A 15,301-nucleotide genomic window follows, 5' to 3' on the forward strand; every position below is an offset into this window, starting at 1 on the left:
TTAATCATGAAACATTCAATATTAATCTTGTTCAGTCTATTAGTTGTAATGTCATGTGATAATGCAGATGATGCTCAATCCCAAAATGATCCGATACAGTTGATTTTGAGCGAACTGGAAACAACAGAACTCAATCAACAACAAAGGGAGTACAATAATTTTTTTGACACAACTGGAAGACCAACCTCAACAGATGTTACGGTAATTTTACTCAACAACACGCAAACAGATGAAGAATCTATCAACTATAATGCTGATAACACTATCGACCAGTTTATCAAAAATAATAATGGATTTGAACCTCAAGAATACAATTTCAATTATGCTAATAACAGCCTCGAATCTATAAATGAGATCGCCTCAGGACCTGGCGCTAGAACTTTCCAATTTAGTTATAACGGAAACAGTATTGAAGTGCTTATTTCTGATGTTGGACCAATTTTTCAAGCGAAACTTACTTACAATTTCTCTAACACCAGTTATCAACAACTAATGAGCTATGAGCGCGTTCAACCTTATGTAGATGAAAACTCAAATCCTGATTACCGTTTTGAATACAATTATGACCAAAATGGAAATATCTCTCAAATTACTAAATACCTATTTGACGATGACACAAGTCAGTTAGAGATTGCCTACATAGAAACCATAAGTTACGACGACAAAGTAAATCCATTTAGACTCTTTTTTGATGCCAATCCACTAATTGTTATGAACCTGGAAGTTTTAGAACCATATTCGTTCTCAGTATTTCGTAACGCAAATAATTACGCTACTCACAACATAACGAATAGAACTCGAACGTACCAAAACATAGCATTAGAAAGAACAACAAACTATACCTATGTATATGATGAATTTGACCATCCTATAAGTTCAAGTGTGACCACAACAGATATCGATACTGATACCAATGAACAAAGCGATGGTCTAATGAAATCTGTCACTTACAACTATTACGAACAATAAAACAAATTAATGGAATCCATTCAAGCTATAAAACAACGTTTCGGAATTATAGGAAACGACCCAAAACTTAACCGAGCTATCGAAAAAGCGATACAGGTTGCACCTACCGATATTTCGGTATTGGTTACTGGTGAAAGTGGTGTTGGTAAGGAAAGTATTCCTAAAATCATACACCAACTATCCCATCGTAAACATGGTAAATACATTGCCGTGAACTGTGGCGCTATTCCTGAAGGTACTATCGATAGTGAATTATTCGGACACGAAAAAGGCGCCTTTACTGGAGCAACCTCAACACGATCTGGTTACTTTGAAGTGGCCGATGGTGGCACTATTTTTTTAGACGAAGTGGGTGAATTACCACTCACCACCCAAGTGCGTTTATTACGTGTACTTGAAAATGGAGAATTTATAAAAGTAGGGTCTAGTAAGGTTCAAAAAACCAATGTTAGAATTGTCGCTGCTACTAATGTCAACATGTTTGAAGCTATCAAAAAGGAGAAGTTTCGTGAAGACTTGTATTACAGACTAAGTACTGTTGATATTAATATCCCTCCACTTCGTGAACGTAAGGAAGATATTCATTTACTCTTTAGAAAATTTGCCAGTGATTTTGCCTTAAAATATAAAATGCCTACCATCAAATTAAATGATGATGCCGTGAGTATTTTACAAAAACATCGCTGGAATGGGAATATTCGTCAGTTGCGAAATGTAGCTGAACAAATTTCGGTACTAGAACAAAACAGAACGATTAGCGCTTCTACTCTACAAGGATATTTACCTAGTGGAAGTAGTAACCTTCCAGCCGTGATCAATACCTCCAAAGCTGAAAGTGATTTTAGTAACGAACGTGAAATTCTTTACAAGGTACTCTTCGATATGAAAAGTGATCTTAACGACCTTAAGAAACTTACCATGGAACTTATGAAAAGTGGCAATGCTTCAGACGTTCAAAAGGATAATGAAGGATTGATTCAAAAGATATACGGCGATCCTCAAAAAGACACAAGCTCTGAGGAGTTCGAAGACATGGAGATTTTAGCCATTCCTGAACAGACTGAAGATCATTTTGATCCCGACGATAAAAACCAAGACAAATATCATTTTGCCGAGGAAATCGAAGAAGAAGAAACACTATCTTTACAAGACAAAGAGTTAGAACTTATCAAAAAATCACTTGAACGCCATCAAGGTAAACGCAAATTAGCAGCAGCCGAACTTGGTATAAGTGAACGTACATTGTATAGAAAAATAAAACAATACGATCTTTAAGAAAAGTTTATGACATCAACCATAATAAAGTATAAATGCTCCTGTTCTTTTTAATTGTGGTTGCTTACATTTGACAAAAGAAAACGACAAAATACAAATGAAGGCAGTAGAAATATTTATGATTCGAAAATCGTTTGGAAGAAATAGCTCTGAAGCGATTAGAAAAGAAGCCGAAGAAATGATTAATGAGAAACACTATCAAGGCTATAGATTAATTAGTGTTGATTTTGATGTCGCCGATAAAGCAGGTTACATTTATGCATTTATAGCAATGAAACGTCCTAATACGTATTAATTAATGAAATACACTAAATATCTAGTCTTAGTATTATCTCTGCTACTTTTTAGTTGCGGACCTTATTCGTTTACGGGTGTTCAGGATTTGAAGGCTGAAACCTTTCAGGTCAATTATTTTATTAATAATGCTAATCAAATTGAGCCAGGTTTTGATCGTGACTTTACCTTAGCTTTACAGGATTTAATCGTCAATCAAACCAATTTAACCTTAACAACCACAAATGGTGACTTAGTATACGAAGGTGAAATTGTCGAGTACAGAATTTCTCCTACAACAGCTCAAGCCAATAGTACAGCTGCTCAAAACCGATTAACTGTTGCTGTAAATGTTAGACTATTTGATAAAAACGAACCCGACGAAGAATTTGAACAACGCTTTTCATTCTTCTTCGACTATGATGGAAGTTCACTCTTACAAGGCGCTCTAAAAGACACGGCTCATGAAGAAATTTTTGAACGTTTAACTCAAGACATTTTTAATGCAACACTAGCTAAATGGTAAATGAATATTAAAGATTTCACATACATACTTCAAAATCCGCAACATATTAGCACTGCGCAAACCGATGCATTGTATGCACTTACCAATACATATCCTTACTTTCAATCTGCAAGAGCTCTATATTTAAAAGGACTTAAAAACAAGGAAAGCTACAAATACAATCAAGAATTAAAAACAACTGCTGCCTACACCACAGATAGAAGTATTTTGTTTGATTATATAACGTCTCAAGCCTTTAACCAAAATGAGATCTCACAGATCATCAAGCAAAACTCAGAGCATCTCAAAGCGATTACTGTAAATGACATAGATGATATTTCGGTAGATAAAAGTGTGACTATCGATGATGCCTTAAAAGAACACATTAAAAATACTGAAGGCGTTCTAGACCCTCACCTTTTTGAACAAAAGGTAAAACCTGAAGAGGTGGCACATTTTTTATCATTACCCGATACTACACCCGAACAAGTGATTATCGATATTGACGCCAAACGTATAGAGGAAACGGCTAAAGAAAAACTTCAAATAGGAAAACCTTTAGAGTTTGATAAAACTGAAACACATTCGTTTACCGAGTGGTTAAAAATCACGAGCTTTAAACCTATAGAACGCACTGAAGATGAGCCAATTTCGGAAGACAAAGAGCAAGAATCTAAAGACGACAAATCTGTTATAGTAAGCAAGAAATTTGAACTTATAGATAAATTCCTAGAGAGTAACCCTAAAATTGTACCTTCTAAAGACACACCTAAAATCAATATTGACACTAGTGACAAAGTCGCTCATGATGGGCTTATGACTGAGACTTTAGCTCGAATTTACCTCGAACAACACAATTATGAAAAGGCGATTCAATCTTATAAAATTTTAAGTTTGAAATATCCAGAAAAAAGTGGTTTCTTTGCAGACCAAATTAAAGCAGTAAAAGAATTACAAGAAAATAATACATAGAACTAATGAATACGTTTACTATATTTTTAATCCTAATCGTTATAGTTTCATTTTTACTCGTCGTAGTAGTTATGGTACAAAACCCAAAAGGTGGTGGATTATCTTCATCATTTGGTGGAGGTGGCACTCAACAATTAGGAGGTGTTAAAAAAACAACAGACTTTCTAGATAAGAGTACTTGGGCTTTAGCAACCTTATTGTTAGCACTTATCCTAGCATCAAATTTTGCGATCCCTGGTGCTGGTGGTTCTGAAGACTCTAAAATAAATACTGAAAATGGTACAGAGTCAACAACACCTGTATCAACACCTAGTACATCATCTGACGATATTGCTAATCCGGCAGATTCTACTGGAAGCTAATTAGGAAACAAAACCATATATATAAAATGCCAACCGTAACAGTTGGCATTTTTTATTTCTGCAACTTTGTCAGTAAAATTTCATTGGCACATTTTTCGCATAACGCTTTAGCGTTAATCACAATCAAATAATTAAAAAAACTTACATAACATGAGCATAAACATTAAACCATTAGCAGATAGAGTTCTTATTGAGCCTATGCAGGCTGAAACTAAAACCGCTTCAGGGATTATTATTCCAGACAACGCTAAAGAAAAGCCACAAAAAGGAAAGGTTGTCGCAGTAGGTAAAGGCACAAAAGATGAGCCTATGACAGTAAAATCTGGTGATACTGTTCTCTACGGAAAGTATGCTGGAACAGAGTTAAAGTTAGAAGGTAAAGATTACATCATCATGCGTGAAAGTGATATCCTAGCAATTGTTTAATTAAGACTTAAAAACTAAAAATAAAATGGCAAAAGACATAAAATTTGATATTGAAGCACGTGACGGATTGAAACGTGGTGTCGATGCATTAGCAAATGCAGTAAAAGTAACTTTAGGACCAAAAGGTCGTAACGTAATTATTAGTAGATCATTTGGCGCACCTCAGGTAACAAAAGATGGTGTTTCTGTAGCTAAAGAAATTGAACTAGAGAATGAACTTGAAAATATGGGAGCTCAAATGGTAAAAGAAGTCGCTTCTAAAACCAACGATCTTGCTGGTGACGGAACAACAACAGCTACTGTTTTAGCACAAGCAATCGTGAAAGAAGGATTGAAAAATGTAGCTGCTGGTGCCAATCCAATGGATTTAAAACGTGGTATAGATAAAGCGGTTGAAGCTATTGTAAACGACTTGGATAAGCAATCTAAGAAAGTTGGCAACTCCTCAGAAATGATTAAGCAAGTAGCATCTATTTCTGCAAATAACGATAACACTATTGGTGATTTAATAGCTAAAGCGTTTGACAAAGTTGGCAAAGAGGGTGTCATTACTGTAGAAGAAGCAAAAGGAACTGACACCTATGTAGATGTAGTTGAAGGAATGCAGTTTGATAGAGGTTATCTTTCGCCTTACTTTGTAACAGATTCTGATAAAATGATTGCTGATCTAGAGAATCCATATATCTTATTATTTGATAAGAAAATTTCAAACTTACAGGAAATCTTGCCAATACTAGAACCTGTTGCACAATCTGGTCGTCCGTTATTGATTATTGCCGAAGATGTAGAGGGTCAAGCCTTAGCAACATTAGTAGTCAATAAATTACGTGGTGGATTAAAAATTGCTGCTGTAAAAGCACCAGGATTTGGTGATCGTCGTAAAGCTATGCTTGAAGACATTGCTATATTAACAGGAGGAACAGTGATTTCTGAAGAACGTGGTTTCTCTCTTGAAAATGCCGATTTAAGTATGTTAGGTACTGCCGAGTCAGTAATGATAGATAAAGATAACACAACCATTGTTAATGGTTCTGGGAAGTCTTCTGACATCAAGGCTAGAGTGAACCAAATTAAGGCTCAAATCGAAACGACTACAAGCGATTACGATAAAGAAAAATTACAAGAACGTTTAGCTAAACTAGCTGGAGGTGTTGCCGTTTTATATGTTGGAGCTGCTTCTGAAGTAGAAATGAAAGAGAAGAAAGACAGGGTTGACGATGCATTGCATGCGACAAGAGCTGCCGTTGAAGAAGGTATTGTTGCTGGTGGTGGTGTTGCTTTGGTAAGAGCCATAAAAGTATTAGAAAAAATCACGACTGAAAACCTTGATGAAACTACAGGTATTCAAATCGTTGCACGAGCTATCGAGTCTCCATTAAGAACTATTGTTGAAAATGCTGGAGGTGAAGGTTCTGTTGTTATCAATAAGGTTTTAGAAGGTAAAAAAGACTTTGGTTTTGATGCAAAAACTGAAACGTATGTAGATATGCTTAAAGCTGGAATTATAGATCCTAAGAAAGTAACACGTATTGCATTAGAAAATGCGGCATCTGTTTCTGGAATGATCTTAACTACCGAATGTGCTTTAGTAGATATTAAAGAAGACGCACCTGCCGGAGGTGGAATGCCACCAATGGGAGGCGGAATGCCAGGTATGATGTAGTCGAGAGCCTCAACATGCAACGACTTACTCACATGTATAAAATGTAGTTACAGGTGAGTTTAATAAGTAACTGCTGAAATAGGTTAATTATACACAAAAAGAGCCCTTGAGAAAAATCAAGGGCTTTTCTTTTGAATAAATTTCATAGTTTTAAGACAAACCAATCCATCATGAAAAAAAAGCTTGTCTATGCCTTTGGCGAAATACTCATTGTAATTATTGGAATATCATTGGCTTTTGCAATGAGTAAATGGGGTGAGAATACCGCCAATAATGCTCAAAAAGCACAATATATCAACAATCTTAAACAAGATATAGAAGCCGATAAAATACAATTAGAAGCCAATCTCGTCAAAATCAACGAAAAAATTGAACTTTGTGGTACGCTTATTCCTGTTCTTGGCTCTAATGATCCTGAAAAACCAACCAAATTAAGAGGTGTATACAACATAGCCAATCTCACAAACTTTACCCCTAAAGACTATACACATCAAACCTTAGTGAATTCGGGAGATTTAAAACTAATGAATGATTTTAAACTGAAATCAGATATATTGAAACACTACTCTATATATAAAGACATCCAAAAAGCGTATCAACGTCAGGAAGCCATTAATAAAGACTATTTAGGACGCTATTTTATATATAATACCGATTACGATTTGATGCGAGAAGGCAAATCACCTTTTACGGATGAGAAACTTCTAAAAAACATTATGCAAAGCGTACGTGGTTCCTTTATGATAAAAAGAGATGCTACACAACGAGGTATAAATAGCTGTGATAGTATTTTGAAAGTTTTGAAATAAAAAAAGCCTAGATTAAATCCAGGCTTTTTACTATTAATTGTCATGATCATCGACCACCTCTTTGTCTCTATATTTACAACAAGGATGTACCGAATTATAAGCTTCATCAGTAGCTTTTATCGTTTTAGTATCATGACCAACAGAAGCAATTTTCTTACTTATCGTTTCTAAGTTGGTTTTACGCTCGTCAAAAATTAACTTGAGTTCGTGCGTCTTTACATTCCAAATTGCAGACTTTACACCTTTAGTTCTAATGGCGGCTTTTTCAATACGATCTTTACACATCATACACACACCATCTACTTCTAATGAAGCTTTGGCATTTTTATTTTGTGCAAATGTTACTGTTGTGACTAGTATAGCTAGTACTACTATTATCTTTTTCATTTTAATTGTTATTTAATTTTAAATCGCAATCCTGCATAATACATACTTCCAAAAATTGGGCCATATACAAATGTCGTATCAAAATTTGGTCCAAAAGGGTCGTCTGCACCTAAAATTGGATTGCTTTGTCTTACATTAGTGATATTTTCACCACCTAAATATACTTCAAATTTAGGAGAAAACACTTTGGTTACTTGAGCGTTTAAAGTTCCTACAGTTGGTGATTCGTTTGGTAACTGAAATTCTATAGGGTTTAATGCTGTAGATGCATAACGTTGCTCACTCAACCAATTATACGTTATGTCAAACTTCCATTTGGCAATTTCATCAACTTCATTGCGTAACTCATAAGATGCATTCGCAAAAAATCGATGCTTCGGAATTAATGGTTTTGATAACTTACCAGATATATAGTCTGTTTTAACATCATAGTACTTATATGCCGTTCTAAAATCGAAATGCTCAAATACGTTATAGTTCAATTCAATTTGAAAGCTATTAGCATAGCTATCGCCCTCAAGGTTATAGAAATTTACTTGTTGCGGGTTTTCCCAATCAACAACGACTTGATTTTTAAAATCGGTTCTATAAAAATCTAAAATCACATCTGCTTTTCTTCCAAAGAGATTAAAACCTTGAAGGTATGATATACCATAGTTCCATGCGATTTCAGGATCTAATCCGTAGATATTTCCATCGGTATTCAAAATACTAATTGCTCGAGAGGTTGCAAAAATATTTTGATTTTCGGCAAAAATATTGGCACTACGCTTCCCTCTGCCAATTGACGCTCTTAAAGCCGATTTTTCCCAAGGGGTAAACCTTGCATGTAAACGCGGTGTGATAAATTCACCTAACAAGTTATGCGTGTCAAAGCGCAAACCTGCCGTTAAGGTTAGTTTATCCAAGTCGTCATAGGCATACTCAAAGAAAGCGCCTGCCGAACGTTCACTACGTTCAAACTCGGTATTTAAGGCAAACTCATCATAATGATCATAGGTAAAACCAAGTCCTGTTTTTATTTTATGCCTAGAGTCACTAATAATGGTATTGTAAATGACATTAGAATAGACACTATTATGATTAATATCATAGGTATTTAATCCAAAATAAGAGTTTTGACTATGATGACTATAAGCCAGCTGTACACCAAGACTTTGCCAAGGTACTTCTGGGTTAACGTAACCAAACTTGGTTGAGATTTCAAAGCGTTCGGTATCAATTTCACTTCCCCAAGCATTGGTAGTCAATCGATCAGTATCTGGATCAAAACTCACTTGTCCTGCTTGATTATTATCATTTAAGTAGCGAACATTGATAAAACTAACTAATCCCTTTTCGGGATTGGTATATTGCCAACGGTTCATCACATTAATCTGTTTTTTAAGCGGTACATCCAAAAAACCGTCGTCATTTTTATCAAATCTTCTATCTCTTATATTACCATGTAGATATAAGCCTGTGCTCCATTTATCACTAATGGTTGTGTTTATGTGAGTATTTAACTCAAGTCTACCATTTACAGAACCATAAAGATTCACAAAGAGTTTATCATCAATTGATGGTTTTTGAAGTTCGGCATTAATTTGTCCTGCAATACTTTCAAAACCATTTACAACGCTCCCAGCGCCTTTAGTGATTTGAATACTTTCTACCCATGTTCCAGGAATAAAGCTTAATCCGAAAGCCTGAGACGCACCTCGTATTGAGGGAATGTTTTCAGTTGTAATTAAAATATATTTACTCGTTAAGCCTAGCATTTTAATTTGACGTGTACCTGTAACTGCATCAGAAAAATTAACATCTATCGAAGGGTTTGTTTCAAAACTTTCAGATAGATTGCAGCAGGCTGCCTTGAGCAACTCGGCACTACTTACCGTTGTAATATTTTGCGCATTCAAGTACGATTTTGCACTTGTTTGCTTTCTACCTGTAACAGTAATCTCTCCCAATTCACTTGAGAGATTCAAATAGTGTTTAATGTATTTTGGTGATGTAATAGTTAGTGTATCGGTTGTATAACCAACATAACTAATCACCAACTTGGTATAACTAGATTGGTAAGCCAAACTAAACTTTCCATCGATATCTGTTACTGCTCCAACAGATGTGTCGAGCCAGAACACATTAGCACCTGCCAATGGTATGGTCTCATTATTTGTATTTGCTTCCAAAATCACACCTTCAATCTTATCTTGAGAAAGTGAGAGTAGAGGAAACAATAATATTATATATATAAAATGTTTCATTATCTTGTTTTGATATCATACAATTATAGACTGAAAGTTTCAGTCTTTTAAAAATCTGTAATACTGTATGGTATCAAATTAGAAACACTTGATCGAGAACCTGTATGTCTTCAATCAAGTTTGGAGGAGAATACTGTTTATGAGGAACATTTTGTTTGGGAAATACCTCAAACAAAGCGTTGTAACTATGTATAAACGATGTTAAAAACAGTTGCTGATCGGCATCTAAATCATCTATAGTCTTCGATGTTAATTGATCAACACCTTCAACAATATCAATCGTATCCTTACAACACGACATTTTTGTGATTTTTTCTTGCTCGATCTCAAAAGCTTCCATTGTACATTTTTCGACATCACTAAATACGGCAACATCTATTAAAACATCTCCACAAAAATGCTTTTCTACAGTAAAAGATACCGTAGAAAATAATAACAGCAGTGCCATTACCATAGAACCTATCTTGTGAAAAACTTGTTTTAACATGCTACAAAGTTATAAAAAAAGTATAAACTGCCTCTTCTTTAAGTAATGATTAACACATCATTGCTTAAGCTTATAATAATAAAACGCAGGCACTAACAGCAATAAAAGTATAGGCTGAATCAAGAAGCGTCTGAAGTTAAAAAACAAATAATAATCTTCCTGTCTTGGATTGATGACAAAATAAAGAAAGAATGCCATCAAGATAACATAAGCTATAATGTACACCAATGTAGAAAACTTCGCTATCGATTTATCTCTAAAGAATATATATATGATTCCAACGGAAATTGCTGAATTCAAAATATAGCGAAGTGTTGTAAATAGTGATAATTTCAAAATCTCTCGCCTTGGATAATCCATATGCAAATAGTCATTTTTAAAAAATAATAGGTATGGGTCGTAAAACAGTTCGTTTTCAAAAACGCGAATCAAAACCAGCAATGCAAAAAGCACCATCAGCACTATGTAAGTTATAGGGTTACGCATCTCTCTTTTTTAGTTTTGAAAATCGACTCACCCAAAACATCCATAATAAAAACACCATTCCGTAAATGATTAGTGGAAAAATAGCATTGTGCAAAATAGCTTTTCGCCAAGGGTAATTATATAAGCCAATAGATAAAATAGCGATTCGGAATACATTCACCGAATAAATAAGAACACTTCCAGCTAATATATACATAAATGTCGTTTTAAACTTACCAGCAAAAGCAATAATAAACGAAAGAAATAAAATGATAACACTAATCGAATTACAACCCTCTACAACTCGGGCCACATATTTCCCTCTAACTATTAATTTCATTGAAGGTTGATCCTCATGAGGTACGACTGCCGTATCATAGCCAAAGGTTTCTAGAAGTGATTCACTTTGTTTAGCAACCAGATTTGTCATATAATCGGGATAGTACTTTGATCCATCTGAGAAATCTAAATAATATTTATACGCTAACGTTAATACAAAATAAACAGTGAGAAAGGTCAATATGAACTTTACGACAGACTTATATTTTATAAGAAGTGCTTTCATGCGAGTTAAAATTATACAAAATGAATCTAGAAATAGTACTTTTTAAATACTTTTACCAAAATTTTTGAAACCTATGACATTCGAGAGCCTTAAACCTCAAGTTGAAACTATTGTATCGCAAACCAGTCAAACCATAGATGAACGCTTATTAGCGATATGTGAACTTCTTGAAAACCATATAGATTATTATAATTGGGTAGGGTTTTATTTTAAAAACGGAGATAAGGACGAACTCAAATTAGGGCCTTATGTTGGTGAACCTACCGATCATACTATTATTCCCTTCGGAAAAGGGATTTGCGGTCAAGTTGCGGTTTCTAATGAAAATTTTGTCGTTCCCGACGTCGCTGCTCAAGATAATTATATTGCCTGCAGTATTACTGTAAAAGCTGAAATTGTGATTCCTATTTTTGTGAATGGTGAAAATATTGGTCAGATTGATATCGACTCCAACACGCCTGATCCTTTTTCTGAAGCAGATGAACGTTTTTTAGAATTTGTTTGTGAGCAAGTAGCAGGACTACTTTAAACTATTTTTTTTGCAAAAAGCGCTTTAAAAAACAGTACGGCGAATACAATCATGGAGAGTAAACTCAAAATAGCTTCGACCTCATAATATCCAAAGCTATTCATTATTGTACTCATTGCAATACTAACAAGAAAGAATAAGGCTATTATTTTATTTGTTTTTCTTTTAAGCAAGACCAACACTATACTTCCCAAAAGATAAACTAAAAGAAAGAACGGAAAGTAGAATCTTACATTACTTATATCCCATAACCAACCTACTGTTCTATTTAATCCAAATGTATTAAACGGATACAAACCGCCTACAGAAAAAAAGAAAATAATATAAATCAAGAGCAGATAGACCATACCATGCTCTAGAAACCAACTAAACGTTCTTTTAGGTTTGACACCCATGTTATTGCGTAAGCTTAGATATTTTCATCACAAGAGCTGTTATCAAAGACAAAAAACCAAAAGCAATACTGAAATAAAGCAATACACCTAACCAAAATCTTATATTAGATAAATCCCATGCCCAACCTACAGTTTTGTTCAGTCCATAGTTAAAATCACTTAATATCAACACAGCAGCAAAAAACACTATAGTTAATATGGTTACTCTTATAAAATACCACCAAAAACTTTTTCGAGAATTTGTATCAGACATATGATTGCGTTTTATTTACATTCCAGTTCTAATGGCCTCCACAGGGTCAAGGCGTGATGCAGTTAATGCAGGAATCACTCCAGAGATTAAGCCAATAAATGTGGATAATGAAAATCCTAAAAATATATTGTAGAAAGATAATACAAATTCAAAATCTAAAGCAGCTGTAGCTATAAAAGATATCAGCCACACCAAAATAATTCCTATTAAACCACCTAACACAGATAAAATTACTGCTTCAAATAAAAATTGGAACATGATAAATTTATTTTTTGCGCCTAAGGATTTTTGAATACCGATAAGATTTGTACGTTCACGTACACTTACAAACATAATATTAGCGATACCAAAACCACCAACAAGAAGTGAAAAGCCACTAATAATCCAACCTATCATATTAAGTGTTGCTATTATACCGTCTATAAATGCTGTAAATCCTGAAATTTTATTGATGAAAAAATTATCGGGCTCGTCAGCTTTCAAGCCTCTGTATGCGCGATATTTTTGTTTTAAAACCGATTCGAAAGCACCTATGTCAACACCTTTTTCTGGTTTAATAATCACAGCTCCTGGTAAACCATCTGCACCTCCATTTTTAAATTGTCGCACAAAATTGGCTGGGACATATGCTTTCTCATCAGGAGAATCACCTAACCCAGTTCCTACTTTTTTCAATACACCAATCACAGTCATTTTACGTCCATAGGCTCGAACAGTTTTACCTATTGGGTTTACAGTTCCAAATAAATTCTCGGCAGTAGCACTTCCAACTACCATTACATTTGAACCGGAGTTAGATTCGGCTTCCGTATAAAAGCGACCTTCAGCTATTTTTAAATTTTCAATTTCGTAAATACCATCAGAAATAGGCGTAATATCTACTCCTGTAACTGTTGTACCTTCGTATTTAATATTTTCAGAGCTGCCAAAAATCACATAAGCAATCGCAGCTATATCTGGCACATTTCGTTCTATAAATTGGTAATCGTCATGCTCTGCTTGAGGAAAATTTTCACGCTGCCATCTCGGTACTTCTGTTGGTCCAAAAGAGTATTTAGTAAGATACATGGTGTTTTTGTCCAAACCACTCAATTGATCTTTGATACTTTTATCGAGAGAATCTACAGCTGCAAGTACTGCTATAATTGAAAAAATCCCTATGGTAATTCCCAATAGAGATAAAAAAGTACGCAACTTATTGTTTCGTAAAGCATTGATTGCAAACGAAAAACTTTCTTTAAATAACCTTAAATAAACGAGCATAAGAATTAGTTTAAATTTATAAGACTATAATTGTAAGACGTGGTCTAACCTATATTGTTACATCAAACGCTTCTTATTTTTATAAGAATACTACATTCCTGTTCTAATAGCCTCTACTGGATCTAATCGAGATGCCGATATCGCAGGAATAACACCAGATATTAAGCCTATCAATGAAGATAACCCGAATCCTAAAAATATATTAGTGAATGACAGTACAAAAGAAAAATCTTGAATAGCAGCATTGGCAATTAATGAGCCAAGCCACACCATGACTACACCAATCAAACCACCAAGAAGCGACAAAATCACAGCTTCAAATAGAAACTGAAATAAAATAAATCTATTCTTAGCACCCAAGGATTTTTGAATACCAATAAGGTTTGTACGTTCTCTTACACTCACAAACATAATATTAGCGATGCCAAAGCCACCAACCAATAGAGAAAATCCACTTATAATCCAACCAATAATATTCAATGTTGAAATAATACCATCTATGGCATCTTGTAATCCTGAGATTACACTAATGAAAAATGAATCTATTTCATCAGGTTTCAAACCGCGTCTGGCTCTCATTTTTTGAACCACATCTGCCTTCAATTCATCAACATCTGCATTACCTTTAGGCTTTATAATCACAATATGATTCATGTTTTTATTGTTATCGCCATAACGATTTCTCACATAATTTGCTGGCAGAAAAATAGAAATATCATTACTATCACCAAACAATCCAGACCCTTGCTTTTTAACAACTCCTATTACTGTAAATTTTTGACCATACAATCTTACTTTTTTACCAATAGGTTCTAATTCGCCAAAAAGTGAATTCGCAATTTCATCTCCTATAACAATAACAGGTTTACCAGTATTCGATTCTGATTCACTATAAAAACGACCCTTAGAAAACTGTAACGCTTGAATATCATCAAATTCATCACTTACCACAACCGTATTAACACTACTCACAGTATTTGATTCATACCTAACCGTCTCTCGTCTCACAAATAACTGATAGGCAACATGCTCGGCATCTGAAAGCGATGATTTTAAATACTTATATTCATTGTAGGAGACTTCAGGAAACTGTAAACGTTTCCATCTTGGTACATTACTAGGGCCAAACGAAAATTTCGCTAAATACATCGTATTACTGTCCAAACCGCTCAACTGTTCTTTTATATCTCTATCTAAAGAATCAACGGCAGCTAGCACTGCAATGATTGAAAAAATACCAATAGTGATTCCCAAAAGCGACAAAAACGTACGAAGCTTATTATTACGTAATGCATTGATGGCAAAAGAAAAACTTTCCTTAAATAACCTTAAATAAACGAGCATTCTATGGGATTGGTTTTTTGAAATTGAAAGATACTAGGTTTTCAACAATTTATTGTTACAAAAAACTTAAATAAACTACTATTTCCATTTACATTAACTCTTGATATTGC

The 15,301-nt window shown here is 34.4% G+C and carries 19 protein-coding genes; 10 read left to right on the forward strand and 9 right to left on the reverse strand.

Annotation, left to right across the window (positions count from 1 at the left end; genetic code table 11):
- Positions 1-6: 6 nt before the first annotated feature.
- From KWG70_RS13505 to KWG70_RS13545, 9 genes are all read left to right on the forward strand, one after another.
- Positions 7-969 (forward strand): hypothetical protein, encoded by a 963-nt coding sequence (locus KWG70_RS13505; RefSeq protein ID WP_230936570.1) that lies wholly within the window; start codon positions 7-9, stop codon positions 967-969.
- A 9-nt stretch (positions 970-978) separates the two neighbouring features.
- Entirely contained in the window at positions 979-2,244 is a 1,266-nt protein-coding gene (locus tag KWG70_RS13510) for a sigma-54 interaction domain-containing protein (protein ID WP_230936571.1), read from the forward strand.
- A gap of 97 nt (positions 2,245-2,341) precedes the next feature.
- Positions 2,342-2,539 (forward strand): hypothetical protein, encoded by a 198-nt coding sequence (locus tag KWG70_RS13515; protein WP_230936572.1) that lies wholly within the window; start codon positions 2,342-2,344, stop codon positions 2,537-2,539.
- A gap of 3 nt (positions 2,540-2,542) precedes the next feature.
- A complete protein-coding gene (locus KWG70_RS13520; RefSeq protein WP_230936573.1) occupies positions 2,543-3,043 on the forward strand; it encodes an LptE family protein in 501 nt (166 codons plus the stop codon).
- Positions 3,044-3,994 carry a hypothetical protein gene (locus tag KWG70_RS13525; protein ID WP_230936574.1) on the forward strand — a complete coding sequence of 317 codons (951 nt, stop codon included), beginning with the start codon at positions 3,044-3,046 and terminating at the stop codon, positions 3,992-3,994. It abuts the gene before it with no gap.
- 5 nt (positions 3,995-3,999) lie between these two features.
- A complete protein-coding gene (gene secG / locus KWG70_RS13530) occupies positions 4,000-4,356 on the forward strand; it encodes a preprotein translocase subunit SecG (protein WP_230936575.1) in 357 nt (118 codons plus the stop codon).
- 150 nt (positions 4,357-4,506) lie between these two features.
- Complete coding sequence (gene groES, locus KWG70_RS13535; RefSeq protein WP_230936576.1) at positions 4,507-4,782, forward strand: co-chaperone GroES; 276 nt, start codon at positions 4,507-4,509, stop codon at positions 4,780-4,782.
- Between the two features lie 25 nt (positions 4,783-4,807).
- Positions 4,808-6,445 (forward strand): chaperonin GroEL, encoded by a 1,638-nt coding sequence (gene groL / locus KWG70_RS13540; RefSeq protein ID WP_230936577.1) that lies wholly within the window; start codon positions 4,808-4,810, stop codon positions 6,443-6,445.
- Between the two features lie 170 nt (positions 6,446-6,615).
- Complete coding sequence (locus KWG70_RS13545) at positions 6,616-7,254, forward strand: DUF6090 family protein (protein ID WP_230936578.1); 639 nt, start codon at positions 6,616-6,618, stop codon at positions 7,252-7,254.
- A gap of 33 nt (positions 7,255-7,287) precedes the next feature.
- Here KWG70_RS13545 and KWG70_RS13550 read toward each other — a convergent pair whose 3' ends face one another.
- The 5 genes from KWG70_RS13550 to xrtF all read right to left on the reverse strand — a co-directional run bounded on the left by KWG70_RS13550 (position 7,288) and on the right by xrtF (position 11,407).
- Positions 7,288-7,641, reverse strand: coding sequence for a heavy-metal-associated domain-containing protein (locus KWG70_RS13550; RefSeq protein ID WP_230936579.1), 354 nt, complete (start codon positions 7,639-7,641; stop codon positions 7,288-7,290).
- Between the two features lie 8 nt (positions 7,642-7,649).
- Positions 7,650-9,890, reverse strand: coding sequence for a TonB-dependent receptor (locus KWG70_RS13555; protein WP_230936580.1), 2,241 nt, complete (start codon positions 9,888-9,890; stop codon positions 7,650-7,652).
- Between the two features lie 73 nt (positions 9,891-9,963).
- On the reverse strand, positions 9,964-10,377 hold the full coding sequence (locus tag KWG70_RS13560; RefSeq protein WP_230936581.1) for an HYC_CC_PP family protein: 414 nt from the start codon (positions 10,375-10,377) through the stop codon (positions 9,964-9,966).
- Positions 10,378-10,434: 57 nt separating this feature from the next.
- Positions 10,435-10,863, reverse strand: a complete 429-nt coding sequence (locus tag KWG70_RS13565) for an exosortase F system-associated membrane protein (protein ID WP_230936582.1) — start codon at positions 10,861-10,863, stop codon at positions 10,435-10,437.
- Positions 10,856-11,407 carry an exosortase family protein XrtF gene (gene xrtF, locus KWG70_RS13570; RefSeq protein WP_230936583.1) on the reverse strand — a complete coding sequence of 184 codons (552 nt, stop codon included), beginning with the start codon at positions 11,405-11,407 and terminating at the stop codon, positions 10,856-10,858. Before xrtF ends, KWG70_RS13565 begins: the two co-directional genes overlap by 8 nt.
- A gap of 73 nt (positions 11,408-11,480) precedes the next feature.
- Here xrtF and KWG70_RS13575 point away from each other — a divergent pair, with 73 nt between their 5' ends.
- A complete protein-coding gene (locus KWG70_RS13575) occupies positions 11,481-11,936 on the forward strand; it encodes a GAF domain-containing protein (RefSeq protein WP_230936584.1) in 456 nt (151 codons plus the stop codon).
- Here the strand turns inward: KWG70_RS13575 and KWG70_RS13580 are convergent.
- The 4 genes from KWG70_RS13580 to KWG70_RS13595 form a co-directional block, all read right to left on the reverse strand.
- Positions 11,933-12,331 carry a hypothetical protein gene (locus tag KWG70_RS13580; RefSeq protein ID WP_230936585.1) on the reverse strand — a complete coding sequence of 133 codons (399 nt, stop codon included), beginning with the start codon at positions 12,329-12,331 and terminating at the stop codon, positions 11,933-11,935. The two genes, KWG70_RS13575 and KWG70_RS13580, sit on opposite strands and share 4 nt — an antisense overlap.
- A 1-nt stretch (position 12,332) precedes the next feature.
- Complete coding sequence (locus KWG70_RS13585; protein WP_230936586.1) at positions 12,333-12,584, reverse strand: hypothetical protein; 252 nt, start codon at positions 12,582-12,584, stop codon at positions 12,333-12,335.
- A gap of 15 nt (positions 12,585-12,599) precedes the next feature.
- The gene (locus KWG70_RS13590) at positions 12,600-13,847 is read right to left on the reverse strand and encodes an ABC transporter permease (RefSeq protein WP_230936587.1); all 1,248 of its coding nucleotides are present in this window, start codon (positions 13,845-13,847) and stop codon (positions 12,600-12,602) included.
- 90 nt (positions 13,848-13,937) lie between these two features.
- Positions 13,938-15,191: an ABC transporter permease gene (locus KWG70_RS13595; RefSeq protein ID WP_230936588.1), complete on the reverse strand. Its 1,254-nt coding sequence runs from the start codon at positions 15,189-15,191 to the stop codon at positions 13,938-13,940.
- Between the last annotated feature and the right edge of the window lie 110 nt (positions 15,192-15,301).

The sequence above is a fragment of the Psychroserpens luteolus genome, assembly GCF_021032705.1.
Taxonomy (GTDB): domain Bacteria; phylum Bacteroidota; class Bacteroidia; order Flavobacteriales; family Flavobacteriaceae; genus Psychroserpens; species Psychroserpens luteolus.